The sequence below is a fragment of the Neomoorella sulfitireducens genome (assembly GCF_024733845.1).
GTDB lineage: Bacteria > Bacillota > DSM-521 > Neomoorellales > Neomoorellaceae > Neomoorella > Neomoorella sulfitireducens.
On sequence record NZ_JANRHG010000010.1, the window covers coordinates 1 to 25,284 of the forward strand.

The following is a 25,284-nucleotide window of genomic DNA, read 5'->3' on the forward strand; positions in this document are numbered from 1 at the left end:
CTGTAAGCAATTGCGGTTTTTATGGCCGCGCAGAGGCCGGGATGGAGTTACAAGCGAAATTAGGTTGTTCGCACAACGGCTGCACTTTTTGCGGGATGTACAAGGATAAAAAATTTCGCGTGCGAACGCTGGAAGAGATCGAAACCGATATTAGAATGGCCAGGCTGTACTACCAAGATGTAGAAAAGGTGTTCCTCGCCGACGGCGATGCCCTGGCCATGAATACTGAGGATCTAATCCATGTGCTCTCGCTTTTATATCAAACGTTTCCCGGCCTTCGCCATGTGGGAATTTATGCCGGCCCCCGCAGTATCCTGGAAAAAAGCGAGGCAGAACTCGCGAGTTTAAAAGAAAAAGGGCTTACGGTTGCCTATCTGGGAGTTGAAACCGGCGACCCGGAACTGCTTGACGAAGTCAACAAAGGGGTAAGCGTGCAGGAAATGGTGACTGCAGGGCGGGCCGTCGTCCGCTCCGGCATTAAATTATCGGTTACGGTTATTCTGGGCCTGGCCGGACGCGACCGGGAACGCTCAAAGCGTCACGCCGAATCTGAAAGCCGGAATAATCTTCCGGATCAGGGCCGTTGTATTTCAGGGTGTTACCGGTGGATTTGTAGAGGTCGCCGGTCCCTGGCGGTATCCGCCCTTGCCATCATTCTTGGGTTAATCATGGCATTTTTCTTCAAACGCAGAAAGCTTATGAGAGCTTGAGCCGGGCGAGATAACCTCGCCCGGTTTAACAGGGGCCTGGGCGCCCGGACAGCCGCCCTGTTCCTGTTGGTCCAGCCGGTGCTCCGGGTGCTGTTCTCACCCCCGGCCGCCTGTAGGATAAAATCGAGCCGCGGATCATGGTCTGGGTCAAATCCCCCTGCAGTTATAACCCGCGTAAATATTCCGGGCGCAGAAACCGCTGATCCTTTTCTTTTAGGATATAATTTATGGTATTTAATAACTTTTCCTTTTCCTGGTTTAAGACTGCTCTTAAGGGTACGTAATTTGAGGCGTGATTGCTTCGAAAAACACAATTCTCCACCTGCAACCCAGGGAGAGGATGACGTTGGAGCTGATGGCCAGGATGACAAAAGTCGTCAGCATGGTCATCATAACCAGGGAGATGTTGAAGGGGCGCGAGTACATGACGCCGGCAAAAGTTTTCTTGTAAACAACGTAGATGAACATGCCCACCAGGAAGGCCGCCACCAGCGCCAGGGCGGCGTCGGTAAAGGAAAACCCGGAAACCTTCTCCAAAAAATTAGACTTAAAAATGTCGCTAAAGGTAAATCTCATTATAAAACCGCTCCTTTCATTTGACCTGCATACAGACGGCAGGCCGCGTATTTGGAAATAGAAGTAGATGTACATTTGTTCAACTGGATGAGGTCCTGGATGAACTCCGGCAGGAAGCCGTCGTATTTTACCTCGAGTATGCAAAGACCGGCATCCAGCGCCGGGATCAGGGGGAGATGGGCGTTGAAAAGATCGGTCGAGCTTATCGAAGCCCGGACATCACTGTCGATCGTCACCCGCACATTGCCCGGCCGGCAGCTGTAGGCCTCCCGCATGTAGTCCACCACGGTTTTAGGAATAAACCTTTCTGTTTTAAGCTTCAGGTAAAACTCCCGCAGTAGAATCTGGTCGGAATTTTTAAAAAAGAAATATCACCATTTAAGATTGCCTGCACTTCATCCTTTTTTAACCCTGCCTGGAACTTGGCGCTTCTGCCGTATCTTTTAATCTTTTTCTCCAGCCGGATGAAGCCGTGGTCGTGGTTGTAAAAACGGATGCGAAATTTTTCTCTCAAAGGCAGGCTTTCAATCTTTTCCCAAAGAGCCCTGTCTTCCGGGGTGTCAAAATATAAACTGCGGACATGGTATTTCCCGTCCGGCCCGGCGTTTTCGTCGCAGGGCAGCAAGACTCCCAGCCTGCGCTTTAGCACGACCGCGTCTGCCAGGGTGACGATATGCTTTAATTCGCTGCGGTATTTAATATCTTTCATCGATTAGCATCACCTCCCTTTGAGTTTCGTTGCGGGGCATGGCCAGCTGATTGCTCTTAAGTTAGTATAATCTAAAAAAGTGAAATAGAACTTAAAAAAGCTTAGAAAAAGATAAAAATCTTGTGCGTGACGGTTGGAACGGCTGCTCCGGGTATAACTATTTAGACGTTAAACCAACCCAAATAGTTATTTGAAATCTCTTTCTTCATAATTAATAATGAAAATAGGTGATGAAGGACACAAAAACAGCAATTGCCCCTCCTGCGTTTGTTGGTTGGACACATCAAGTCGCCTGTCTCTTCGTACAGCACCAACATGAACTTCTAAGCCCTGGTTGCCTTCATCAGCGCTTTCCCATGCCTTAAAAAGAAGGGGTGATATTATTTTAGAACAGGTTAAGACGAAGGATTAAATTGCTTTGAGGAAGCTAAGGGAGAAAACTAATGAGGGGGGTCAATATGTCTAAAGCAATATATCCCAAATATCGCTGGTATGTGCTCATTATATTTTGCTTGGCGGTTCTTGCCCAGGGCATGTTGCTGATCGCTCCAACACCACTGGTAGGGGATATTGCCGGATTGCTGGATACAGATTTGGGTACGGCAACAGCTGTGGCAGTGATGCCTTTTACTTTAATGGTAGCGATCGGCGGGATTTTAGGCGGTTATTTTATGGACAAGATCGGGCTTGGCAAAACTTGTACCATTAGCACGGCGCTTGCGGTAGTTGGTGCGTTATGCATGCCTCTGTTCGGACATTCAATCCCTGGAATTATTGTACTTCGAGCTCTCCAGGGAATTGGTTGCGGCCCGCTTATAGCCTCAGGCCCCAGGGTGGCGGCAGAATGGTTCCCTCCGGACGAGAGGGGAATATATCAAGGTATTACTGGAGCCGCGCTCTCTTTAGGTATTACCTCCGGATTGATGGCGGGTCCTTTTATAGCAGCCAAGAGCGGCTGGCTGGGAACGATTGCCGCTTTTGGGATGATAATGCTGATAGCTCTGATTATGCTCATAATTTACAACTTTGGGCCTAAATCTCCCGGACACCTGCCAGATCGACAATCAGGAGAGAAGGCCAATGAAGAATTTAAGCTGGTTTTAAAGCTTCCTGTATTCTGGTGTACCATTATTTGTGTTTTCTGCCTGTCCTGGGTTATGCAGGCATACAATGATTTAACACCCGGACATATTGCTGTCCCGCCGCCGGCCGGACTAAATATGGGACCTAAATTAGCGGGAGCGATCATGGGCATATATACTCTCGCATTCATGATAGGGTCTATTTGCAGCGGCTTTATCACGGACAGGATATTTGGCGGGAGAATAAAAGCGGCGGTTATTACCACTTTTATTTTAACTGCTTTTTTCTGCGTATCGGTATTACTTCCTATAGTAAATAGCAATCCGGTTACCCTCACGATTTGTCTGATCTTGGCCGGGTTTTTTATGGGCCAGCCCAATCCCAATTGTTTGACATTTATTTCTAAAAACTATCCGGTGCATATTACCGGTACTGTAGGTGGATTGACCATGGGCATCGGTATCTTCGGAGGCACGTTCGGCGTGGCGGCAGGTTCAACAGCTTTGCATATCACAGGAATGTACGTTGTTTCAATTTTTATAGTTTTTGCTGTATGTATTGCCGGAGCACTTGCCGCAATAGGCATGAATTCCCCCGGGGTTTTTAAAGAAGCGTCTCGTCATTATTCTTGTTGATCCATCATCGGCTTTTTAGAAAAGCCGGGGTATAACACAGCCGTTATATTAAATATGAGGGGGTTTAAAAATGAAAGTGCTTGCCATTTCGGGCGGAAGCAAGAACGGGAGCAACGACGCGATGGCCCGCGAGGCCCTGATGGGGGCTAAAGAAGCGGGAGCCGAGATTGAGTTTATCCGCCTGCACGACCTCAACTTAAAGCCGTGTACCGGGTGCATAGCCTGTGTAAACAACCTCATGCAGGGCGGCAATGGGGACTGCGTGCTTAAAGACGATTTCAAATGGCTGGAAAACAAGGTGCTTGACGCCGACGGCATTATTTTTGTCATGCCCATTTTTGAAAAGGGCTCTCCCGGCATAATGCATGTGCTTCAGGACCGCCTGTGCGGCCCCTCGCACGATATAGGCATAAACTTCGTCGCCCAAAAAATCGCCGAAAAAGAAGGCAAGCCGGGGCCTGACCCCAGGAAGTTTAAGAAAAAGGCCGTCTCTTTCATATCAATAGGAGGAAGCGACTGGAACACCCGCGTATCCGCGGATATGAACCTGGTTGCCATGACCGCGTCCTGGAAGGTCATCGACGATATAGTTTTTGCCTGGGCAAAATCCATAGTGCTTGACGATGAGAAGGTGGCGACCTGCCACAGGGTCGGCGTGAACATAGCGAAGGCCGCGGCCGATATAGATAACGCCCGATACCTGGGCGACCCCGGAGTGTGCCCTTTATGCCACAGCAGGAACTTCTTTTTAAACAGCGACGGCATGGCCGTCTGCGAAGTCTGCGGCATGACGGGCGAGCTCAGCAAGGTCGACGGCAAATTTGTCTTTACCGTCGAACCCGGACAGTACGATCTGGCCCACACCCTTCTGCCCGGCAAGCTAAAGCACATGGATGACATCTACCACTACGAGACCAGGCTGGCCGAGCAGAAGAAGACACCTGAATACAAAGAAAGGATAAAAAAATATGTAGCCTTCATCTCGGCGTCAAAGCCGGAACAAAAGGAGGACATTCAATGAAAGCAGGAGTTTTATACGGTAAGCAAGATTTCAGGATTGAAGAAAGGCCCCGGCCGTCTGCCGGCCCCAACCAGCTGGTCGTCAAGATAGAATACGCCGGCATCTGCGGGACTGACGTGGAGTTTTATAAAATAGGCATGGTCCCCGCGCCCCTGCCCATGGTGCTCGGTCACGAAAACGTCGGCACAGTGGTCGAGGTGGGAGAAGGCGTTACCGATTTCAAGGTGGGCGACAGGATCCTGTGCGGGCCGCCATCCGCCTGCGAGCAGATGTGCCCGTCATGCCGGCGCGGGGAAACCAACGTCTGCATCTACGGTTTTCCCAAAACGGCCGGCATAGGCGGTCCCGACGGCGGATTTGCCGAATACTTCCTGGTGCGGGACGTCGCGCACACCATGCTGGTAAAAATACCGGACAACGTGGATCCCAAAGACGCGGTGCTCTTTGATGTCATCTGCGTCTCGCTTCACGGAGTTAGAAAATCTCGCTTCAAGGTCGGCGACAACGTGGTGGTTTCCGGCACCGGCCCCATAGGCCTCGCCGCCATCCAGTTTCTCAAAGTCGGCGGAGCAAACAAGATCATCGCCCTCGGTACGAATTCCGAAAAAGAGCCGTTGCTTAAGAAGTACGGCGCAGACTACTTCATTAACGCAAGGGAATGCAAGGATATAGGCAATGAGATCAAAAAAATCCTCGGTTCTCCTGTGGGCGCGGACGTGGTCTTTGAATGCGCGGGCAATATGGAATCGTTGTCCAACTGCATTTATCAATGCGTAAAGCCCGGCGGGCAGGTGGTCGTACTGGGCACGATACAGGAGCCCATGAATATCGTGCCCGGGAGTTTCAGCATATTTGAGCCTGACATCCAGTTTTCCTTTGTGTACACCGAAGAAGAAGTGCGGATTTACCTGGACATGCTGGCCGCCGGCAAGATCTCTTTCCCCGGCATGGTCACCGACATCATCTCTCTGGACGAATGCGTGGAAAAGGGCCTCGACCGCAAAGACCGCAGGGGCCAGCTAAAAATACTCATAAACCCTAACCTGTAAAAAAAGAAAATAAAATTGAGCAGGTAATAATCTGCTAATGCCGAATATATCGCCGGTTAAAAGCCTTTGGAGGGACTAAAATGAAAAAATATCCCCATGTTCTTTCGCCGAGGCGCGTCGGCGCCATCCTGCTGAAAAACCGCATAATCTCCGGCCCTTCTACCCTGCATTCCATGTCGGACGGCCAGCCTTACCCCACTGAGAGGGTAATGCGCTTTTTTGAAGCCAGGGCAAAGGCCGGTGCCGGCATGGTCACCGTGACGGGGGTCAGCACAGGCCCCGCCTTTGACGATGGCATCCACATGAGCTGGAACCTCTACCAGCCCAACCACACAAATGCCCTGGCCGAACTCGCCAGCCGCATTCATTTTTACGGCGCCAGGGCTTCCATGGAGCTTTTAGGAATATTCCCGGACGGCTATACGGTATCTGACGGCGCCCGGCAGATGAACGGCGAGCCGGGACGCGAGATACCAGTTGCCAAAATGGAGGAGTTCAAAAACTGGTACGCGGAAGACGCCGCTGTAATAAAATCGCTCGGCTATGACGCGATCCTGCTTCACTTCGGGCACTCGATCCCCATAGCGCAGTTTTTGTCGCCCTACACAAACAGGCGCACCGACCAGTACGGCGGCTCGACAGAAAACCGCTGCCGCTATATAGTGGAGATCCTGCAGGCCATAAGGAAAAAAGCGCCGGGCCTGATCGTGGAGGTGCGCATATCCGGCAGCGAGTTTCAAAAAGGCGGCATCGACCTGGAGGAAGGGATCCGCATCGGCGAGATTCTTCAGGATTACTGCGACATCCTGCAGGTCTCGGCCGGTATGCACAACCCCGACTGGATGACGGTCACTCACCCCTGCGGTTTCCTGCCGCCCATGCCCAACGTGTTCCTGGCCGAAGCCTTCAAAAAATCGGGCCGCATCCGCATCCCGATAACTACCGTCGGGGCCATCCCCAACCTTGACGCCGCCGAAGAGATCATCGCGAGCGGTAAAGCTGACTTCGTCGCAATGACTCGCGCCTTTATCGCCGACATCGATATGATCAAAAAATGCCGTGAAGGGCGCGTCGAGGACGTGCGGCCGTGCGTGAAATGCATGCGCTGTCACGACAGCACGACTTACGAGCGTCATTTAAGCTGCACTGTCAACCCGGCGGTGGGGCTGCAGCACCTCGATCATTTGATCGCGCCTCCGGCCGTTAAGAAAAAAGTAGCGGTCATAGGCGGCGGCCCTGCCGGGATGCAGGCCGCGCTGACCGCGGCAGAGCGGGGCCACTATGTCACCCTGTTTGAAAAAACCGATACCCTGGGCGGCAAGATAAAGTATGCCAAATACGTACCTTTCAAGTACCCGCTGGACAATTTCAGGGAATACCTCATACGCCAGATCAATAAGTCCGCTGTGGACGTGCGCTTGAATACCGAGGTAAAGCCTGAAGATGTGAAAGGTTACGACGCGGTGATCGCCGCTGTGGGAAGCGAGCCGCTCATCCCGCCCATACCCGGTGTGGAGCACGCCCTTATCGCGGTGGATGTATTTGGCAGAGAGACCGAGCTGGGCGAGAGGGTAATAATCGTTGGCGGCGGCCAGGTCGGCTGCGAGCTGGCCATCCATCTGGCCCATCTCGGCAAAGACGTTACCGTGCTTGAAATGCAGCAGGCTCTGGCCCCTGATGCCTCGACCACGCAGCGCGACGAGCTTCTGGTCGAGATGCGAAAAGAGGCAGAACGGCTCCATGTAGTATTGGCGGCCCGCTGCACCGCTATTGCCGCCGGAAGCGTCACTTATGAAAAGGACGGCGAAAGCGTCTCCATAGCGGCAGATGCTGTGATCCTTGCCACGGGCATGAAGGGCCTCACGGAGCTTGCTGACAGCTTCATGGGATTAACGGAAGAATACGCCCAGGCAGGCGACTGCGTCCGGGCTCGCACTGTAGAACACGCCATCAAAGAAGGCTGGTTTTCCGCCATCAACCTCTAATTCATAAAAAGCTACCAGGCCCCGGCCCGTCGCCAGTTATGGACCGGGGCTTTATTATTAATTTAAACTACAGCATTGAGTATGATATAATTATTAGAAAATTACCCAGTGGTGATTGCCCATGAATCTCATGAGGCTCAGGTACTTCATCGAAGCCGCCAAATATAAGAGCTTTACCGTGGCGGCAGAAAAACTGTACACCACGCAGCCAAACTTGAGCAAGCAGATTTCCCTCCTGGAGCAGGAGCTCGGGGTGCAGGTCTTCCATCGCACCAACCGTTCGTTAATTCTCACCAGGGCTGGCCAGTACCTTTTCGAGCAGCTCCAGGATATTCCCGATAGAACGGCCAGGGCTTTTGAACAGGCCAGGGCGATCGGGCGGAGCGACACCGGCGTCATTTCGGTAGGCATAATCGAAGGGCAGGAGGTAAACACCTTCCTGCTGGACCGCATTCATACCTTTGCCGCCTGCAATCCTACCATAGAGCTCAATCTTGAACGAAGGGGTTTTAGCAACCTGCGCCAGGGCTTGAACAACAAGTACTACGACGTCATTATTACTTTTTCTTTTGAAGCGCAAAGCCTTCCCGGGGCATTGAAAAGGACTATCAGGAAACAAACCATAGCGATAGCCATAAACCGGAAAAATCCCCTGGCAGGCAAGGAAAACCTCAATATTCATGATTTGAAGGACGAGCCCTTCGTGGTTATCTCGCCGGAAGAGTCGCCCGGGGGGTACTCTATATTCCTGGAGCAGTGCGCTGCCGCCGGTTTTACGCCCAAAATAGCCCGCAGGCTCAACAACCTGGAAAGCCTGCTGCTGTGCGTTGAAGTAGGCATTGGCGTGGCCATCATTGACCGCAATACCAGGCTGGAGAAAAACGAGGAAGTGCGCACCGTTACCATTTCTGATAGCATACCCACCGGGCTGTGCGTTTTTTGGCTGGAGCAAAACCCCAATCCTGTTATACCGGTATTTGTCGAAAGGCTCTGCGATTGACGGACGCCCGCGGTTGGCGAAAATCTCATAGGCCTGTTTGCGGCCGGCTTTAGCGTAATCTGGCTGGAACGCAACTGCCAGGAGGGGGCTAGCCGCCCCCTCCTAATCAATACATACTGTCAACTTTTCTCGCAAAAAATTGATGAATGCCCTTGTATGATCGTTTGACTGCGATTGTTTGTATACGACCTTGTGGATTGCCACAGGGAGCTTTTCAGGTACAGGGAGCTCAACAAGCAGTCCTGCCTTGAGATCTTCCTGGATAACTATTTTAAAGATGATTGTGGCAAAGGGTTCGTTGATTAAAGTTCGCCTGGCTAGTTCGGGGGAGCCTAATTCCATGACTATATTGGGTGTTACACCGATTTTCTTGAAGTAGGCCTCGACGCGCCTGCGCAGTAACGTATTGTCCGGTGGCGGGAGGATAAAAGGCAGATCGTGCCAATTATTGGATTTACATTGTTCGAGCAATTTAGGATTGGTAACTGCAGTTAAATTTATAGTATAGGTGAACTCCTGAACGCACCTTGGAGTATTAATATCAACGGGGAGAAGGGCCAGATCATACGTTTCCTCATGTAGCATTCTTTCAGCAGTTGGGATAGCGGTGCAAATAATCCTGATATTGACGTTAGGGAAGTCCCTGCGAAATTCTGCCACTAGATTTGGTAAAATATAAGTTCCGGTGAGATCATCACAAATAACCTTGATAAGCTGTTGCCGGTTTACGCGGATTTTATTTAAAAACTTGAGTTCGTCCATCAATTGTTCTACTTCTTCGAGGATCCTGATGGTTGCTTTGTAAGTTATTTCGCCAGCCGGCGTTAATTCCACCTTGCCAGTGGCCGGCTTTCTCTTAATCATGGCATGGCCCAATTCATGCTCCAGTAGTTTTAATTGAGTACTAATGGCAGGTTGTGAAATTTTTAAGTGTTCAGCGGCACGAATGAAACTACCTTTTTCAACAATAGTGCGAAAAATGACCAGCTGGTGTAATGTCATCTGTTGACTTATTCCTCACATTGTGAAATATAATAAATCATAACAAATCCTTTATGACTTAATATAACAAATTATATTTGCGTTTTCAACGGTTTCTTTTTATACTTATGTTGACGGTAAAGGATTGTATCAGGAATCGTTGAGGTGGTAAAATGATTTAACCTGAAATTTGGCAAGTAACCGGTTACCAGGCGTTTATGCGAAAAAATTTCCAACTTGGAAGTAATTAATATAAATATTACAAAAAAATTATTATTCAAAAGAAATTTATAAAAGAACCTAAATAAGTGGCGAAAAATAGCTGCAATATTAGCTGGGATATAAAGTAGATATAATGTTCCTGAGGAGGAAAAATTATTGAACACTGAAAATCTATCTTGCGATCTAGTAATTATTGGTGGCGGGGGCTCGGGTCTGGTCGCTGCTGTTAGGGCAAGAGAAATGGGAGTAAAAGACGTTGTTGTACTTGAAAAAGCCTCGCGTACGGGCGGGAATGCCTGGCTGGCAGTAGTTATGTTTGGATTGGGATTTACATCTGATAAACCGGCTGATTTGCAGGCCAGTATTGATGATGCTTTTAAAACCACCATGGAATCCGGCAACTGGCTGATTGACGCCAGGATAGTCAGGACATATTTAGAGAAGAACCCCGAAGTTGTTAAATGGCTGAAAGACAAAGGAATAAATTTTGTAACGGGCGGGTTTGAACTCCAGGGTAAAAAGTTTCAGGTTCTGAGAATGCCTACCAGGCAGGGAGGTTACAGGGCGAAGGACCCGTCCAGGGGCCCCGGGTTTGTGGGCGGCACAGTAGTAGAAGCTATGCATAAGGAATGCCAGAGGTTAGGAATAAAAATACTTACAAGGACTAAGGCAAATAAAATACTGCTTGATGGTCCTGGATTTAAGGCAAGCGGGGTTCTGGCCTCAGGACCGGATAAAGAATACCGGATAAACGCTAAAAGCGTAATTATTGCCGCCGGTGGCTTCGGGGCAAACGATAAAATGTTAAGAAAGTATTTCCCCAAATATTTTGAAATAGATGGCCCGATCAACACGCTTTGTACAAGATTTTCCACCGGTGATGGGATAACGATGGCTGAAGAGCTGGGTGCTCTTATAGGCGAGGATATGGACGCAGGGATAATTGGTCCGGGCCATCACCCCTGGGCATACAGTGTTCATGAAACCATGTTACGCCCCGAATGTATCTGGGTGAATAAAAACGGCGAACGTTTTATCGACGAGTGCGCCAGTATGATGGCCGGAGCTGCTTTAAACAAGCAGCCGGGTGCGGTCTTATATGCGCTGCTTGATGCTGATATTAAAAGGTATATTCAAGAAAATCCGAACGAGAGACAAATTGCCATGGGCGGGTTGGACTGGTTTGCTACCCTGGATGAGGATCTAGAAAAAGAGGCTGCCAGGGGGAAAAAAGTAAAGATTGCCCAATCGTGGGATGAAATAGCCTCATTTATAGGAGTAAAACCGGAGGTCCTGAAAGCAACGGTAGATCGTTACAATAAATTCTGCGATGAGGGACGCGACGCCGATTTTGTCAAAGACCGCAGCTTCCTCCTCCCGCTGCGCACGCCACCTTTTTACGCCATCTTAGCTGTCCGGTTCTGTCACGGCACTGCCGGTGGAATTAGAATAAATCACCGGATGGAAGTTATCAGGCGTGATGGTAATATTATTAGCGGCCTATATGCTTCCGGGGATAACACCAGCGGTTGGGTAACTGAATGGCATATCCCGGGAACAACCCTGGCCTGGGCTTTTACTTCAGGATATATGGCCGGTGAGAACGCGGCCAGGTACGTGCTGCGATAGGCAACGAACGCCAGGCAGCCTTGCATCAACTTTTAAAGCGGGTGGTTTGGGGGTTCCACGTGCATATTGAATATATGGGGGGTGTGCCTAGCGGGTGGCCAGGAGATAAATCCAGTTAAGAAAAGCGGTGCTCAAGATTAATAAGTTTGATAAGGAGGGAAAAAACAAGATGAGGTTTAAAAGAGCAATTTTATATTTAACTATAGCTGTTATGCTTTTAGTTGCTGTAGGTTGCCAGAAGAGCGGCAGTTCTTCTACGAGTGGTGGGGCTGCAGCTACAAATAACAGCGCTCCGGTTAAACTAACCTGGGCTACGGCCCAAACGTCGACAACGCCTACCTACAAGGATACGATGGTACCTTGGGCTAAGTGGATTGAAAAGAAAAGTGGTGGCCGCCTGCAGATCCAGTTCCAGCCTGATGAAACCGTGCTTAAGGCGCCTGAAATACTTGATGGTGTCAAAGGCGGCGTTGCCGATATGGGTGATTTCCAAATGGGCATTTATGCCGGCCGTTTCCCCCTCAACGAGTATATAATGCTGCCGCTCCTGTTTGAGTATCCGGCATCACGCGCTGCCGGTCTTACCGCGACTGAATTGGTAAAGAAATACCCGCAGCTGGAGAAAGAGTTTGAGGCTGCCGGAGTAAAGCTTCTCGGTTTTATGCCCATGGGCGCGGGCCAGATTCACACGACCAAAAAGCCGATACGTACAATGGAAGACTTAAAGGGAGTAGTAATAGAATGCCATTCCGGGCGTTATGTTACCGAGGCGATAAAAACTCTCGGAGCAACTCCTGCATCAATTTCACCGGCTGAAGGTTATGACGCCCTGGCTAAAGGGATTGTCCAGGGAATGATCGGTGAATATGAGTTTGCTATAAGCTCAGGATTTTACCAGCTTTTTAACTACACTACAGAAGTTGGTTCGTTAGGTATGAGCTTTGAAGCGGTGGTCATGAACCTGGACAAATGGAACAGCCTTCCGCAAGATCTACAACAGCTCCTCGTGGGTGAAGGCATGAAGGCTTTTATGGAGGTCCACAGCTATCGTACGGATAAGAACGAAATAGCTTTTAGAGAGCAAATAGAGCAAAAGTATCTGAAGACCGGCAAAGACCCAATTTATGTTCTCCCTGACGCCGAAAAAGAAAAATGGGAAAAGATCATAAAACCCTCATGGGATTTATGGGTAAAGGATGCCGAGGCCAAAGGTGCTCCTGGAAAAGAGATTCTTAATGATGCAATAAATCTGGCCAAGAAGTACGCTTATGATACCTATCCCAAAGATTATCCAGAACAAATGTTGAAAGAGTGGGGTCAACAATAATTTCCGGTTATGATGGGGGGACCTCTCCTTCCGGTTCTGGATGCCCGGGCCAGGATGGGAGATACCCCCCATCACCCCTGAAGGGAGGACAAGAGAATGGCTGACAACGAGCGTAATAACACCGATAACAGTATTGACGAACAGCCTCCAGCTTTTATAGAAGCTACTGGGGCTTTATTGCGCGTATGCCAGATTTTGGGTATGATCCTGGTGCTAACGCTCATGCTCCTGACAGTCACGCATGTTTCCGGGCGTTACTTGTTCAAGCACCCGCTGATCGGCGTAGTCGAAATATCGAGTTTAATGGTACTTACCCTTGTATTCCTGACCGGACCCTATAATTTCCTTATAGACCGCCACATCAAAGTAGATATGATCCTGGAGCGGCTTTCAGTAAAAACCAGGATAATCATTGAGTTTTTCATGCACTGTCTGGCCTTGATTACAGCCTGCCTGGCTTTCTGGGGGACGTTAAGACAGAGCGAGATGATGATCCACTCCGGGCAGACAACTGACATACTCCGCATCCCTTATTATCCTTTTTACTACGTGACAACATTCGGTTGGGCCCTGTGCGTGGTAGCGATCTTGACCCGCATGCTAAAATTTTTTATCCAGTTAAAGGCGGTGCAGAAATGAGCCCGGAATTCATAGGTATAATCGGTCTTGTCTTGTTTTTCGTCCTTATTTATTTTGGCATGCCTATTACCATGGCCTTCCTGTCTATTGGTTTTGCCGGGATTGCCTATTTTCGAGGCTTTGGTGGAGCCATGGCCGTACTCAGCACCAGTCCTTTTAATACAATGACTTCCTATGTCTGGTCAGTGTTTCCCCTGTTTACTTTTATGGGCTTCATTGCCCTTCTGGCCAATGTTGCCTCCAGCTTTTATGAAGGGACAAGAAGCTGGATCGGCCACTGGCGGGGCGGCATGGGTCATGCTTGTATCCTGGCAAATACCGCGTTCGGCGCCTGTGTGGGTGACCCTTTGAGTGCAGCTGTAACTTTTACCTCAATGTCCTTGCCGGAAATGCGCAGGCAGGGTTATAAAGATAGCTTGTCTATGGGAACAATTGTGGCGGCAAGTATTCTCGCCACGATGATTCCGCCTAGCGGCACCCTGATAGTCTATGGCGCGCTGACGCAGACGCCTATCGGGGAACTTTTTATCGCTGCCGTTATACCAGGACTGATTCTTGCAGTGCTGTATATGCTAACCCTGTGGCTTACTTGCCGTATAAACCCAGAATTGGCTCCGGTAGGTGTAAAGGCAGGCTGGCGGGAACGGTGGCAGGGCCTGGGGATGATGTGGCCATTCCTGCTTGCCCTGGCGACCATACTGGGTGGCATTTATATCGGTGTTTTTACTCCTACCGAAGCTGGAGCTGCCGGTTGTTTTATCATGTTTGTCATCGCCCTGCTCAGGCGCAGTTTAACCTGGAAATCGTTTATAGAAGCTTTTACCGAGGCAGGAAAAGTTATGGGTGCCGTCGGCTTTATGATCATTGGAGCGACCATTTTTAACGTTTTCCTGGCTTTTAGCGGCCTGCCGCGGGCACTGGCAGAAAGCATCGGCGGCTTTACCAATTCGCCCTTGGTTTTCGCGATGCTAATGATTGGTGTTTACTTTATCCTCGGCATGTTTATGGACCCCGGCTCGGTGACGCTGTTAACCGTGCCCTTGTTTTTCCCCATGCTAAAGCAGGTCAATCTTAGCTCTCTCCAGTATGGTGTCTTATTGACCATCCTGCTGGGCATTGGTGGCCTTACGCCACCCTACGGCATGATAAGCGTTGCTGTCGCCGGCCTGTTTAAAGGTATATCGCTGGGGGAGGTATTTCGTGGCTCAGCCCCGTACATCGTTACCCTCCTGATCATGGCGATTCTGGTCGTATTGTTCCCGGGGCTTACCCATTTCCTGCCCGGTTATATGATAAGCCGGTAAGTTTTCTTGCCAATCATGTATCGCTTGAAAAAGACTCCCGGTAGCTGTACCAACCCCAGGTGGCGCCGGGGTCGGGGTAATGGCGGGGGCAGGAACAGCGTGAGACACCCTGCTCACATGGAAAAAGTCAACAATCCCTAAGCCTCCATACGAAGAAAAAAACAGCTTTAAGCGGCAGTGAGGCGTCGTGATACCTGGCTCTATTATATAGGGTTATAAACCCGCCGGGGGGCAAACTCCAGGATTGCTCCCGGCTGGTAGGGGCCGGCCAGGTAGTCGGCCGGGTCGGTGCTGATCAGGCGGACCACCCGGGCCTGGTTAAAGCTCAAGGGCTCGACTTCCAGGGTCAGGCGCCCGGCTTTGATTTCCTGGTAGCGGGGGCAGAAATTTTCTGCCCCTTCCCAGATAAGCTCCCATGGCATGGGGCTGTAGATGTACATCATTATCACCCTCTCAATGGAGTTTCCCCGGGCCGGGGGCGCCTTCGGCAATGAGCTGCTTTAAATGCTGGACGGCCTGGGAAAGCCCGCCGACTTCATCAATCAAGCCTACCTTCACGGCATCCTTGCCCACCAGGATGGTACCGATATCCCGCGCCAGCTCGCCCGTCTGGAACATCAGGCGGCGCAGTTCCTGCTCGGATATGTTGGCGTGCTCGACGATAAAACGGATGACCCGGTCCTGCATTTTATCCAGGTATTCGTAGGTCTGGGGAACGCCGATGACCAGGCCGGTGAGGCGGATGGGGTGGATGGTCATGGTAGCCGTTTCGGCAATGAAGGAATGGTTGGCCGCCACGGCTACGGGGACGCCGATGGAGTGCCCCCCGCCCAGGACCAGGGATACCACCGGTTTGGACATGCTGACCAGCATTTCGGCAATGGCCAGGCCGGCTTCAACATCGCCGCCGACGGTATTTAAAACAACCAGCAGGCCTTTGATGGCAGGGTCCTGCTCGATGGCCACCAGCTGGGGGATAATGTGCTCATATTTAGTGGTTTTGTTCTGGGGCGGCAGGACCAGGTGACCTTCGATCTGGCCTACGATCTGCACGCATTGGATTTCACTTTTATAGTCGGCCACATTGGTTTGCCCCAGCTCTTTAATGTTTTCAACCTCCGGGCTGGCAGGGGGACGCGCGGTGACGCGCACGGGCTCCTCCTGCGGCCGGGGCGGGGGTGTGGCCGGTTGATTGGGCACGGGGTAGGGACTGACATCAGGGCTGGGCATGAATAAGACTCCCCTTTGTTTAATTTAAACCTGGCTCAGGGTTATTATAGGAAATTAAGCCGGTAAACATACATGGCCATCTTTTTATTGCCGGAGCAAGGAATTTCACACCCCGGTGTAGAATAGTAGCAACCGGGGTGATGGAAAATGGCTCCTGCCAGGACGGCAAACGAGAAGATTAAAAATGAAATTATCGGCGTGGCCCTGGTGGCCATGGCCCTCCTTTGCCTGGCGGGGTTGTACGTCCTTGACGTGGGTTACATGAGCTCTACGGCCAGCATTGGCGCCGTGGGTCAGCTACTGGTTGGTTTTTTAAAAACCTTGACCGGCGAGGGAAAGTATATCTTTCCTTTATTCCTGGCAGCCTGGGGTATCCGCCTCATTGCCGGGGGCAAGATGAAGGACACGCGGCCGCGTTTACTGGGAGGCATTTTACTTTTCCTTACCTTTTTAAGCGCCCTGCACCAGCCCCTGGTGATGAACGGCAGTACTTATAAAGAAGTCCTGGCCTATGGTGTCGCCGGCCAGGGCGGTGGGCTCCTGGGTGCCCTTGTTTCCCTTTTCCTGCGGTCCATTTTCGGCCGCGTGGGCACCTGGATTGTGCTGGTAGCCCTGGGTATTATAGCTTTTCTCCTGACTACCGGCGTCTCTTTAACCCGCCTGGCCGGCCGCCTGGGCTACCTCCTCAGCGTAACCTTTCATTCCCTTAAAAACTGGCTCCTGGCCTTTCTCTTTACCGAGGTGGAAGAGGAGGAGACGGAGATACCGGAAAAGAAGGGATTGAAGGCCAGGAGGAAACCGGTATCGCAGGAGCGGGAAGTAGTGCCCGTGGTCATTAACCCGCCGCCGGAACCTTCGCCGTCCCTTATCCAGCCGGTGGTCAGCCCGGCAGAACCGGTCCAGGCCAGGGTCTACCCGGAAAGCCCGTCTCCCCAGGCCGGCGAGGAAGAGAAGAAAGCCCGGCGCCGCCCCAGGGTCGCCCTCCAGGCGGAGGAACCCGCCGGTAAAGAAGGGGAAGAAGTCGCCCCGGAGGAGCCCGGCCCCTACGTCTTGCCGCCTTTAAGTCTTTTATCCCGCCCGGTAAGGGTAAAAAATCCCCGTTTAGAAAAAGATATTACCGACCGCATCAAGATCCTGGAAGATACCCTGGAGAGCTTTGGCGTCAAGGTCAAGGTGACCCAGGTCAGCTGCGGCCCGACGGTGACCCGCTATGAAGTCCAGCCGGCACCGGGGGTAAAGGTGAGCAGGATCGTCAGCCTGGCCGACGATATTGCCCTGAGCCTGGCGGCCTCCCAGGTGCGCATTGAAGCACCCATCCCAGGTAAAGCTGCCGTTGGGATAGAGGTGCCCAATAAGGAGATAGCCGTGGTCCACCTGCGGGAAGTCCTGGAAGATCCTGCCTTTATGGAATCCGGCAGCAAGCTGACGGTGGCCCTGGGTAAAGATATAGCGGGTAACCCGGTAATTGCCGACCTGGCGAAAATGCCCCACCTCCTGATCGCCGGGACTACCGGTTCGGGGAAGAGCGTCTGCCTGAACGCCCTGATCTGCAGCCTGCTGTTTAAAGCTACCCCCCGGGAGCTAAAACTTTTAATGGTTGACCCCAAAATGGTAGAGCTGACCCAGTACAACGGCATTCCCCACCTGCTGGCGCCGGTGGTCAGCCAGCCCAAAAAAGCCGCTGCCGCCCTGCAGTGGATGGTGGGCGAAATGGAGAAACGTTACGAGTTATTTGCCGGAGCAGGGGTCAAGGATATTACCCGTTATAACCGCCTGATGCAGAAGGAAAACGACGGCCAGGGCGCCCTGCCCCTGGTAGTAGTCCTGATTGACGAGCTGGCTGACTTGATGATGGTGGCCCCGGCCGATGTAGAAGACGCCATCTGCCGCCTGGCCCAGATGGCCCGGGCGGCGGGTATTCACCTGGTTGTTGCCACCCAGCGGCCTTCGGTAGACGTCATCACCGGCCTGATTAAAGCTAATATATCTTCCCGGATTGCCTTTGCCGTTTCCTCCCAGATTGATTCCCGGACCATCCTGGATATGGCCGGAGCGGAGAAGCTCCTGGGCCGCGGGGATATGCTCTTTTTGCCCATCGGGGCCAGCAAGCCCATCCGCGTCCAGGGGGTTTACGTTTCCGACCGGGAGGTGGAAGACCTGGTGACTTATGTCAAACAGCAGGGGCGGCCCGAATACAACCCGGGATTCCTGAAAGGGGAAGAAAGCGGCGAAGACAGCGGCGGGGCGGAAGACGAGCTTTTTCCTGCCGCCGTCAGGGTAATCCTGGAGACCGGGCAGGCTTCAATTTCCATGCTCCAGCGGCGCCTGCGGATAGGCTATACCAGGGCGGCAAGGCTGATGGATATGATGGAAGCCAGGGGGTTTGTCGGCGGCCATGAAGGAACTAAAGCCCGCGCCATTCTAACCAGCTGGGAAGAATACCAGGAACTATTTGGCGCCAAAGATGAATGATTGGGAGCATAATAATTGAAGGATTCTGCTGTTACGGTGTCGAAGAAGATTTAAACACCTGGAGGTGAGGCCGTGGAAAAGGTGGGGGATGTACTCCGCGCTGCACGCCAGGCAAAGGGTCTTTCGCTGCGCGAGGCGGAAGAAGCCACCAAGATTCGCCTGCGCTACCTGGATGCCCTGGAAAAGGGGGAGTATAACCAGCTCCCCGGGCGGGTGTTTGCCCTGGGCTTCGTGCGCACTTACGCCCGCTATCTGGGACTCGATGTCCAGGCGATTATAGAAAGGTTTAAACAGGAATATCCGGCCGAAGAAGACACTATCCCGGTAGAAGAGAAGCACCAGGTAGCCAGGGAGTTTGCCCGTAATAAGAAGAAGCCCTGGCTGCTGGTAGCGGCAGTCCTCCTGGTGCTCTGGGGCATCAATTGGTTATATAATTATTACCGTCAATCCCTGGAGCCTAACACCTTACCACCGCAATCCCAGGTGACGGAGCCGGCACCGGCGGCACCGGCCCCCCAGCAACCCGTCCCCCAGGCGCCGCCGGAAGAGGAAGAACCCCAAGCCCGGGGTGTGGAAGTCAAAATCAGTGCTACCGGCAACTGCTGGTTGGGGGTTAACATTGATGGTAAAGAAGATTTTTCCGGGTTGATAAGACCCGGTGAAAGCAAAGAATTCCTGGGAGAAGAGAAGATTACCGTTACCCTTGGCAGTGCCGGGGCCGTTGAGGTTACCATTAACGGTGAGGTCCAGCCCCCCCTGGGCAGGGTGGGCGATGTAGTTACCTTTGAGGCCGTTAAAGATACCAGTGAAGCTATAATAACGAGGAGATAATGATCAAGACTGCGGTCGTAACTTTAGGCTGTGCCAAAAACCAAGTTGACAGCGAGTATATGCTGGGCGTCCTTGATAAAAACGGTTTCGTCCTTGTCGGGGACCCCCGCGAGGCAGATGTGGTTATCGTCAATACCTGCAGTTTTATTACCGCGGCCAAACAGGAAGCCCTGGAAACTATTTTAGGTGTGGCCCGGCAAGAGCCGCGGCCTTATATTATTGTTGCCGGGTGCCTCGCCCAGCAGCACGCCGGGGAACTGTGGCCGGAACTCCCGGAAGTAGCCGCCTTTATCGGACCCGCAGCCATCGGGCGCCTGCCCCTGATTATTGAGCGGGTGTTAAAAGGCGAACGGCTATTAGACGTCCCAGGTGCTGATTCCGGGGAGACAGAACTGCCCCGCCTTACGGAGCAGGGGAAGCCTTATGCTTATTTAAAGATTGCCGAGGGCTGCGACAATCGCTGCAGCTACTGTACCATTCCCGCCATCAAGGGGCCCTACCGCAGCCGTCCCCTGGAAAAGATCGTTGCCGAGGCTGAAGCCCTGGCCAATACCGGCGTAAAGGAATTGATCCTGGTAGCCCAGGATACTACCGCTTACGGCCTGGACTGCTACGGCGAGTACCGGTTACCCCAGCTGCTGCGGGAGCTGGCCCGTATCCAGGGAATCGAGTGGCTGCGCCTCCTCTACGCCTATCCCACCAGGATTACTCCGGAGCTGGTGGAAGTAATGGCTACGGAGGCCAAAGTGCTGCCGTACCTGGACCTGCCCCTCCAGCATGCCAGCGAAACCGTCCTGCGGCGCATGAATCGCCCCGGTGGCCTGGCTGCCGGCATCAAGGCCATTGAACGCCTGCGGCAGGCCATGCCGGACATAGCCCTGCGTTCCACCTTTATTGTCGGCTTTCCGGGAGAAAGGGAGGAAGATTTCCGCGTTCTCCTGGATTTTTTGGGCTCCATGCAGTTCGACTGGGTAGGGGCCTTTAAATATTCACCGGAAACCGGTACTGCCGCCGCCGCTTTGCCGGACCAGGTGCCGGAAGAAATAAAAGAAGAACGTTATCACCGGTTAATGCTATACCAGCAGACCATTACCAGGTCCTGCAACGAGCGCTGGATAGGGCGGCAGTTGCAAGTGTTAATTGAAGGCCCCGGGATAGGGCGCAGCTACCGCCAGGCCCCGGAGGTCGACGGTCTGGTTTATATTGAAGATATGGAAGGCAGCACCTTGCCGCCGGGAACTTTGGTTACGGTTAAAATTACCCGGGTCCGCGGCAATTACGATTTAGTGGGGCAGGTGGAAGCGGAAAGATAGAGGTGGCAGTCCTGCCAGGTAATTCATAAGGCCTGATTAGTCGAAATTTGTTATAATTGAAGGTGTTATCCTGGGAGAGGAGTGTTGTTTTTGCACTTCAAAGGGTGGCGCCTTCATTTTATTTTACTGGCAGCCCTTTTAACCTTGGGGTTATTGAGCGGGGGCCAGTGGGTCTACCGGCACTACAGCCAGGAAAAACCCCTGGCCGCTACCCTGAAGGCCAATCCTGCCGTCCAGGAGGTAACGGTTACCCGTGCAGCGGAAGACCTGGAAGTGAAGGTTACCCTGGGACCGGGGGCCGATTTGCCCCAGGCTTACCGGCAGGTGCAGGAAGCAGTTGGCAAACTTTACGGCAGGGAACAGGTAGAGCTGGTCATCCAGGACCACCGTTCCCCGTACCTTGAAGGACTGTGGCGGCAATGCCAGTTTGCCGTTTATGAAGCGGCAGCGCGCGGCAACTTTACCCAGATGGCGGCGACTGTAGAGGAACTGGCACGCCGGTCGGGCATCGACCGGTATGCCGTTGATGTGGACACGGATTTTATTTATCTCCAGTTCAGCCAGGGACAGGATTACCTTTACCAGGTAATACCCCGGTCCAATGATGTAGCCCGGGGGGAGGGATAGAGTGTTCAGGGAAATAAAAGAATTAATAGCCGGTACAATTTTGGGGTTGACAATCTTTTCAATCATCAAAGGGGTGGACCTTACTCCCTTTTTGCTCCTGGCGGGGATGGGTTTCCTCTTATACTGGGTAATTGAGAAAAAAGGGATGCTCCCTTCAACCCTGGGGGTGAAGGGTTATATGCCGCCGGTGAAAGTTTCCTTTACTGATATTGGTGGCCAGGCTACAGCCGTGCGCGAGTTAAAGGAGGCCCTGGAGTTTTTACTCCGCAGTTCGGAAGTTGAGGCTATGGGTATCCGTCCCCTGAAGGGGATCCTTTTGAGCGGGCCGCCGGGAACGGGAAAGACGCTGCTGGCCAAGGCGGCTGCTACCTACACGGATGCCGTTTTTCTCGAAGCCAGCGGCAGTGAATTTATCGAGATGTATGCCGGTGTCGGCGCCCAGCGGGTGCGTGGCCTCTTCAACCGGGCCCGGGAACAGGCCCGGCGCCAGCAGAAAAAACGGGCCATCATCTTTATCGACGAACTGGAAGTCCTGGGCGGCAAGCGCGGCAGCCACACCTCCCACCTGGAATACGACCAGACTTTAAACCAGCTCCTGGTAGAAATGGACGGCTTGAAAAGCAGCCACGACGTCCAGATCCTGGTTATCGGCGCTACCAACCGTCCTGACCTGCTGGACCCGGCCCTTTTGCGGCCGGGGCGCTTTGATCGCCAGGTTAAGGTCGACCTCCCCGACCGGGACGGGAGACTGGCCATTTTAAAGCTGCATACGGCCAACAAGCCCCTGGCGCCGGAGGTAGACCTGGAGGCCATTGCCCGCGAGACCTTCGGTTTTTCCGGCGCGCATCTGGAAAGCGTGGCCAATGAGGCCGCCATCCTGGCCCTGCGGGAAAAATCCCGCCTTATCACCCAGAAACATTTAATGGAAGCCGTGGATAAGGTAATGCTGGGGGAAAAGCTGGGCCGCAAGCCGGCGGCAGACGAGCTTTACCGGCTGGCCATCCATGAGGCGGGCCATGCCATTGCCGGTGAACTGCTGCGTCCCCGGTCCATTGCCCACGTGACTATTACTTCCCGGGGCCAGGCCCTCGGTTACACCCGGCAGAAGCCGGAAAATGATATGTACCTGTATACCAGGGAATACCTGGAAAACCAGATAGACATTTGCCTGGCCGGCGCCGTAGCCGAAAACCTGGTCCTGGGCAGCCGCAGTACCGGCTCCCTCAATGACTTTAAAGAAGCCATCCGCCTGGCCCGGGTGATTATTACCTCCGGGCTATCGGACCTTGGGGTAGTAGCCGAAGAGAACCTGACCAAGGAGCAACTGCACACAGCCTCTTCTCATATCATCAGCCGGGAAGAAGAAAGGGTGGCTTCCCTCCTCCGGCCTTACCAGGAGATACTAAAGGCCCTGGCCGGGCGGCTGGTGGAGAGGGAAACGGTTAACGGGAATGAACTGCGAACCCTTCTGCAGGAAAGGGCAGCAGCTTCTTGAAAATTTTGGTCGCAGCTCAGCAGGATTATAACGAAGCAAAAGCGAATAGATAAATAAAACAGGTGATCGGCATGCGGCTGTTTGTAGCCATTAACTTCTGTCCGGACCTGAAAAAGGCCCTGGCCGGGCTCCTGGCGGAACTACGCCGGCTGCCCGTAGCAGTTAAATGGGTGCCGCCGGAGAATATCCATTTAACCCTCAAATTTTTGGGGGAAGTGGCCCCGGCCGGGGTTGAGGAGGTAGGGGCAGCCCTGCAGCGTGCCGCTACAGGGGTTGATCCGTGGTACCTGGAGGTAAAGGGTACCGGCGTTTTCCCGGGGTGGCGCAGTCCCAGGGTTGTCTGGGTGGGGGTGGAATCGGAAAAGCCCCTGTATGTTTTACAGCAACAGGTAACCAGGGAATACTTGGGGTTAGGGTTCCCTGCCGATTCCTTTACCCCCCATTTAACCCTGGGCCGCCTGCGACCGGGGACGGACCCCGGGCCGCTGCAGGACAGGCTCCGGGGCCTGGCCGGCGTCTCCTGGGGGAGGGAAAAGGTGACGGCGGTAAGCCTGATGGAGAGTACACTAACACCCCGCGGGGCTGTTTACAGCCCGGTGCTGACGGTCCCTTTGCCGGCCCCCGGCGGCGGCCCGCTGCCGGGTTCGGAGGGGCCCCTCGGGGGCTGACGCCCCTTCCAACGAACAATGAAAATGCAGATCAACCAGCAATCGCTTTTGTGGTAAAACTTTACTTTCATAGGAGGCGAATGTACATAGTGGTTTTATCGGATAAGCAGCGGGCCCTGGAAAACGCCCTCCTCCAGATCGAGAGGCACTTCGGTAAAGGTTCTATAATGAAGCTGGGCGAATCCGGTGCCCGGCTCAATGTAGAAGCCATACCCACCGGCGCCCTGCCCCTGGATCTGGCCCTGGGGGTAGGGGGGTTGCCCCGGGGCCGGGTAGTAGAGATTTTCGGGCCGGAATCTTCGGGCAAGACGACGGTGGCCCTGCATGTCATCGCCGAGGCCCAGCAGGGCGGCGGCACGGCGGCCTTTATCGACGCCGAACACGCCCTCGATCCGGTCTATGCCAAGAACCTGGGCGTCGATATTGACAACCTCTTAGTATCCCAGCCTGATACCGGGGAACAGGCCCTGGAAATCGCCGAGGCCCTGGTGCGCAGCGGCGCCATCGACGTCATCGTCATCGATTCCGTGGCCGCCCTGGTGCCGCGGGCCGAACTGGACGGCGAAATGGGCGATGCCCATGTGGGGCTCCAGGCCAGGCTCATGTCCCAGGCTTTACGCAAGCTGGCCGGCGTTATCTCTAAATCGCGTACGGTTGCTATTTTTATCAACCAGTTGCGGGAAAAGGTAGGTGTTCTTTTCGGCAGTCCCGAGACAACCCCCGGGGGACGGGCGCTGAAATTTTACGCTTCGGTGCGCCTGGACGTGCGCAAGGTAGAACAGGTCAAGCAGGGGACGGAGATTATCGGTAGCCGCACCCGGGTTAAGGTTGTTAAAAATAAAGTGGCACCGCCTTTCCGCCAGGCCGAATTCGATATTATCTACGGCCGGGGTATCGATCGCGAGGGCTGCCTTCTTGACATGGGCGTAGATCTGGATATAGTAAAGAAAAGCGGGGCCTGGTATTCCCTGGGAGAAGATCGCCTCGGTCAAGGCCGGGAAGCGGCCAAGGAGTTCTTGCGCGATCACCCCGACGTGGCGGCCGGGATTGAAAACCAGATTCGCCTTAAGGCCGGGTTAATCAAGGCGGCTGCAGCGGTAGAAGACGAAGGTGCCCAGGACGGTTAAGAATCCGGAAGGGACTGCCTGGGGATGGGCCCTGAAAATATTAGCCCGGCGCCAGCAGAGTGAGGAGGAAATACGCCGGAAATTGCTGGCCAGGGGTTTCTCCGGAGAAGAAGTAGCGGCAACCATAGACCGGTTAAAGGATGCCGGTTTGCTCGATGACGCCCGCTTTGCCCGGGATTGGGCTGCCTACCGGCTGGCCACCCGCCCGGTGGGGCGGCGGCGCCTCCGGCATGAGCTGCAGGAACACGGCGTGGTCCCGGCACTGGCCGAAGAGATTGCCGGCAACCTGCTTTACCCGGAAGCAGAACTGGCGGCAGCCCGGGAACTGGCAGGGAAATACCGCCGGCGCCCGGGAGAAAACGACGATCATTATTACCGGCGTTTGGCCCGTTTCCTCTGGCAGCGCGGTTTTAGCAGTCATACAGTTTGCCGGGTGCTGGAAGAACTGGCAGGACATATTTGTATTGACAGGAGTAAATTTAATCGATAAAATAATCTGGGAGAAACTAGGTGTAGGATCACCGCCATTACCCTTTTATACCTTGATTTCACTACCAGGTTTAGCCTGGATGGAAATAGATTTTCTGACCTAAAAATAGATAAACATGCTTTATTTTTGGGTCCCTAACAGGCAGTCGTAAGTCCTGGTTT

At 53.1% G+C, this 25,284-nt stretch carries 23 protein-coding genes and 1 pseudogene; 18 read left to right on the forward strand and 6 right to left on the reverse strand.

All coding sequences use genetic code 11. The annotated features are described in order from the left end of the window. Window positions 1-41: 41 nt before the first annotated feature. On the forward strand, window positions 42-710 hold the full coding sequence (locus NWF31_RS10395) for a radical SAM protein (protein ID WP_422880278.1): 669 nt from the start codon (window positions 42-44) through the stop codon (window positions 708-710). Between the two features lie 327 nt (window positions 711-1,037). Here the strand turns inward: NWF31_RS10395 and NWF31_RS10400 are convergent. The 3 genes and pseudogenes from NWF31_RS10400 to NWF31_RS10410 all read right to left on the reverse strand — a co-directional run. Further along, window positions 1,038-1,286 (reverse strand): annotated as a pseudogene (locus NWF31_RS10400) (DUF4956 domain-containing protein); the annotation flags it as partial. Continuing rightward, a complete protein-coding gene (locus NWF31_RS10405; RefSeq protein ID WP_340674375.1) occupies window positions 1,286-1,573 on the reverse strand; it encodes a VTC domain-containing protein in 288 nt (95 codons plus the stop codon). The gene NWF31_RS10405 and the pseudogene NWF31_RS10400, both read right to left, overlap by 1 nt. Before the next feature lie 32 nt (window positions 1,574-1,605). Continuing rightward, window positions 1,606-1,995, reverse strand: a complete 390-nt coding sequence (locus NWF31_RS10410) for a VTC domain-containing protein (protein ID WP_258360438.1) — start codon at window positions 1,993-1,995, stop codon at window positions 1,606-1,608. A 458-nt stretch (window positions 1,996-2,453) separates the two neighbouring features. Here NWF31_RS10410 and NWF31_RS10415 point away from each other — a divergent pair, with 458 nt between their 5' ends. From NWF31_RS10415 to NWF31_RS10435, 5 genes are all read left to right on the forward strand, one after another. Next, a complete protein-coding gene (locus NWF31_RS10415; RefSeq protein WP_258360439.1) occupies window positions 2,454-3,713 on the forward strand; it encodes an MFS transporter in 1,260 nt (419 codons plus the stop codon). A gap of 70 nt (window positions 3,714-3,783) precedes the next feature. Then, entirely contained in the window at window positions 3,784-4,734 is a 951-nt protein-coding gene (locus NWF31_RS10420; RefSeq protein WP_258360440.1) for a flavodoxin family protein, read from the forward strand. Further along, entirely contained in the window at window positions 4,731-5,783 is a 1,053-nt protein-coding gene (locus NWF31_RS10425; RefSeq protein WP_258360441.1) for a zinc-dependent alcohol dehydrogenase, read from the forward strand. Before NWF31_RS10420 ends, NWF31_RS10425 begins: the two co-directional genes overlap by 4 nt. An 80-nt stretch (window positions 5,784-5,863) precedes the next feature. Continuing rightward, window positions 5,864-7,768, forward strand: a complete 1,905-nt coding sequence (locus NWF31_RS10430; protein WP_258360442.1) for an oxidoreductase — start codon at window positions 5,864-5,866, stop codon at window positions 7,766-7,768. 121 nt (window positions 7,769-7,889) lie between these two features. Continuing rightward, window positions 7,890-8,768 (forward strand): LysR substrate-binding domain-containing protein, encoded by an 879-nt coding sequence (locus NWF31_RS10435; RefSeq protein WP_258360443.1) that lies wholly within the window; start codon window positions 7,890-7,892, stop codon window positions 8,766-8,768. Window positions 8,769-8,870: 102 nt separating this feature from the next. Here the strand turns inward: NWF31_RS10435 and NWF31_RS10440 are convergent, their stop codons facing one another. Then, the gene (locus tag NWF31_RS10440) at window positions 8,871-9,770 is read right to left on the reverse strand and encodes a LysR family transcriptional regulator (RefSeq protein ID WP_258360444.1); all 900 of its coding nucleotides are present in this window, start codon (window positions 9,768-9,770) and stop codon (window positions 8,871-8,873) included. A 357-nt stretch (window positions 9,771-10,127) separates the two neighbouring features. On the opposite strand from NWF31_RS10440, the gene NWF31_RS10445 reads away from it, so the two are divergent. From NWF31_RS10445 to NWF31_RS10460, 4 genes are all read left to right on the forward strand, one after another. Continuing rightward, a complete protein-coding gene (locus tag NWF31_RS10445) occupies window positions 10,128-11,600 on the forward strand; it encodes an FAD-dependent oxidoreductase (protein ID WP_258360445.1) in 1,473 nt (490 codons plus the stop codon). Window positions 11,601-11,727: 127 nt separating this feature from the next. After that, window positions 11,728-12,927 carry a TRAP transporter substrate-binding protein DctP gene (gene dctP / locus NWF31_RS10450; protein ID WP_258360446.1) on the forward strand — a complete coding sequence of 400 codons (1,200 nt, stop codon included), beginning with the start codon at window positions 11,728-11,730 and terminating at the stop codon, window positions 12,925-12,927. Between the two features lie 96 nt (window positions 12,928-13,023). Next, window positions 13,024-13,566 carry a TRAP transporter small permease gene (locus NWF31_RS10455; protein ID WP_258360447.1) on the forward strand — a complete coding sequence of 181 codons (543 nt, stop codon included), beginning with the start codon at window positions 13,024-13,026 and terminating at the stop codon, window positions 13,564-13,566. Continuing rightward, the gene (locus NWF31_RS10460) at window positions 13,563-14,870 is read left to right on the forward strand and encodes a TRAP transporter large permease (RefSeq protein ID WP_258360448.1); all 1,308 of its coding nucleotides are present in this window, start codon (window positions 13,563-13,565) and stop codon (window positions 14,868-14,870) included. The genes NWF31_RS10455 and NWF31_RS10460 overlap by 4 nt, the downstream gene beginning before the upstream one ends. A 203-nt stretch (window positions 14,871-15,073) precedes the next feature. On the opposite strand, the gene NWF31_RS10465 is transcribed toward NWF31_RS10460, so the two are convergent. Further along, a complete protein-coding gene (locus tag NWF31_RS10465; protein WP_258360449.1) occupies window positions 15,074-15,313 on the reverse strand; it encodes a YlzJ-like family protein in 240 nt (79 codons plus the stop codon). Window positions 15,314-15,323: 10 nt separating this feature from the next. Next, window positions 15,324-16,100, reverse strand: a complete 777-nt coding sequence (locus tag NWF31_RS10470; RefSeq protein WP_258360450.1) for a ClpP family protease — start codon at window positions 16,098-16,100, stop codon at window positions 15,324-15,326. A 147-nt stretch (window positions 16,101-16,247) separates the two neighbouring features. On the opposite strand from NWF31_RS10470, the gene NWF31_RS10475 reads away from it, so the two are divergent. From NWF31_RS10475 to NWF31_RS10510, 8 genes are all read left to right on the forward strand, one after another. Then, a complete protein-coding gene (locus tag NWF31_RS10475; RefSeq protein ID WP_258360451.1) occupies window positions 16,248-18,572 on the forward strand; it encodes an FtsK/SpoIIIE family DNA translocase in 2,325 nt (774 codons plus the stop codon). 72 nt (window positions 18,573-18,644) lie between these two features. Then, a complete protein-coding gene (locus tag NWF31_RS14820; RefSeq protein WP_258360452.1) occupies window positions 18,645-19,403 on the forward strand; it encodes a helix-turn-helix domain-containing protein in 759 nt (252 codons plus the stop codon). Then, a complete protein-coding gene (gene rimO, locus NWF31_RS10485; RefSeq protein ID WP_258360453.1) occupies window positions 19,403-20,716 on the forward strand; it encodes a 30S ribosomal protein S12 methylthiotransferase RimO in 1,314 nt (437 codons plus the stop codon). The genes NWF31_RS14820 and rimO overlap by 1 nt, the downstream gene beginning before the upstream one ends. 90 nt (window positions 20,717-20,806) lie before the next feature. Next, entirely contained in the window at window positions 20,807-21,343 is a 537-nt protein-coding gene (locus NWF31_RS10490) for a hypothetical protein (RefSeq protein WP_258360454.1), read from the forward strand. Between the two features lies 1 nt (window position 21,344). Then, a complete protein-coding gene (locus NWF31_RS10495; protein ID WP_258360455.1) occupies window positions 21,345-22,838 on the forward strand; it encodes an AAA family ATPase in 1,494 nt (497 codons plus the stop codon). A 71-nt stretch (window positions 22,839-22,909) separates the two neighbouring features. Beyond that, window positions 22,910-23,506, forward strand: a complete 597-nt coding sequence (gene thpR, locus NWF31_RS10500; RefSeq protein WP_258360456.1) for an RNA 2',3'-cyclic phosphodiesterase — start codon at window positions 22,910-22,912, stop codon at window positions 23,504-23,506. Window positions 23,507-23,595: 89 nt separating this feature from the next. Beyond that, complete coding sequence (recA, locus tag NWF31_RS10505) at window positions 23,596-24,633, forward strand: recombinase RecA (RefSeq protein WP_422880276.1); 1,038 nt, start codon at window positions 23,596-23,598, stop codon at window positions 24,631-24,633. Further along, window positions 24,617-25,123, forward strand: coding sequence for a regulatory protein RecX (locus tag NWF31_RS10510; RefSeq protein ID WP_258360458.1), 507 nt, complete (start codon window positions 24,617-24,619; stop codon window positions 25,121-25,123). Before recA ends, NWF31_RS10510 begins: the two co-directional genes overlap by 17 nt. The last annotated feature ends 161 nt before the right edge of the window (window positions 25,124-25,284 follow it).

Excerpts from the sequence above, each read along its gene's own strand:
- NWF31_RS10395 (WP_422880278.1), top strand. The coding sequence starts at position 42 with ATGGAGTTACAAGCGAAATTAGGTTGTTCGCACAACGGCTGCACTTTT.
- NWF31_RS10410 (WP_258360438.1), bottom strand. The coding sequence starts at position 1,995 with ATGAAAGATATTAAATACCGCAGCGAATTAAAGCATATCGTCACCCTG.
- NWF31_RS10415 (WP_258360439.1), top strand. The coding sequence starts at position 2,454 with ATGTCTAAAGCAATATATCCCAAATATCGCTGGTATGTGCTCATTATA.
- NWF31_RS10420 (WP_258360440.1), top strand. The coding sequence starts at position 3,784 with ATGAAAGTGCTTGCCATTTCGGGCGGAAGCAAGAACGGGAGCAACGAC.
- NWF31_RS10425 (WP_258360441.1), top strand. The coding sequence starts at position 4,731 with ATGAAAGCAGGAGTTTTATACGGTAAGCAAGATTTCAGGATTGAAGAA.
- NWF31_RS10430 (WP_258360442.1), top strand. The coding sequence starts at position 5,864 with ATGAAAAAATATCCCCATGTTCTTTCGCCGAGGCGCGTCGGCGCCATC.
- NWF31_RS10435 (WP_258360443.1), top strand. The coding sequence starts at position 7,890 with ATGAATCTCATGAGGCTCAGGTACTTCATCGAAGCCGCCAAATATAAG.
- NWF31_RS10440 (WP_258360444.1), bottom strand. The coding sequence starts at position 9,770 with ATGACATTACACCAGCTGGTCATTTTTCGCACTATTGTTGAAAAAGGT.
- NWF31_RS10455 (WP_258360447.1), top strand. The coding sequence starts at position 13,024 with ATGGCTGACAACGAGCGTAATAACACCGATAACAGTATTGACGAACAG.
- NWF31_RS10460 (WP_258360448.1), top strand. The coding sequence starts at position 13,563 with ATGAGCCCGGAATTCATAGGTATAATCGGTCTTGTCTTGTTTTTCGTC.
- NWF31_RS10465 (WP_258360449.1), bottom strand. The coding sequence starts at position 15,313 with ATGATGTACATCTACAGCCCCATGCCATGGGAGCTTATCTGGGAAGGG.
- NWF31_RS10470 (WP_258360450.1), bottom strand. The coding sequence starts at position 16,100 with ATGCCCAGCCCTGATGTCAGTCCCTACCCCGTGCCCAATCAACCGGCC.
- NWF31_RS10475 (WP_258360451.1), top strand. The coding sequence starts at position 16,248 with ATGGCTCCTGCCAGGACGGCAAACGAGAAGATTAAAAATGAAATTATC.
- rimO (WP_258360453.1), top strand. The coding sequence starts at position 19,403 with ATGATCAAGACTGCGGTCGTAACTTTAGGCTGTGCCAAAAACCAAGTT.
- thpR (WP_258360456.1), top strand. The coding sequence starts at position 22,910 with ATGCGGCTGTTTGTAGCCATTAACTTCTGTCCGGACCTGAAAAAGGCC.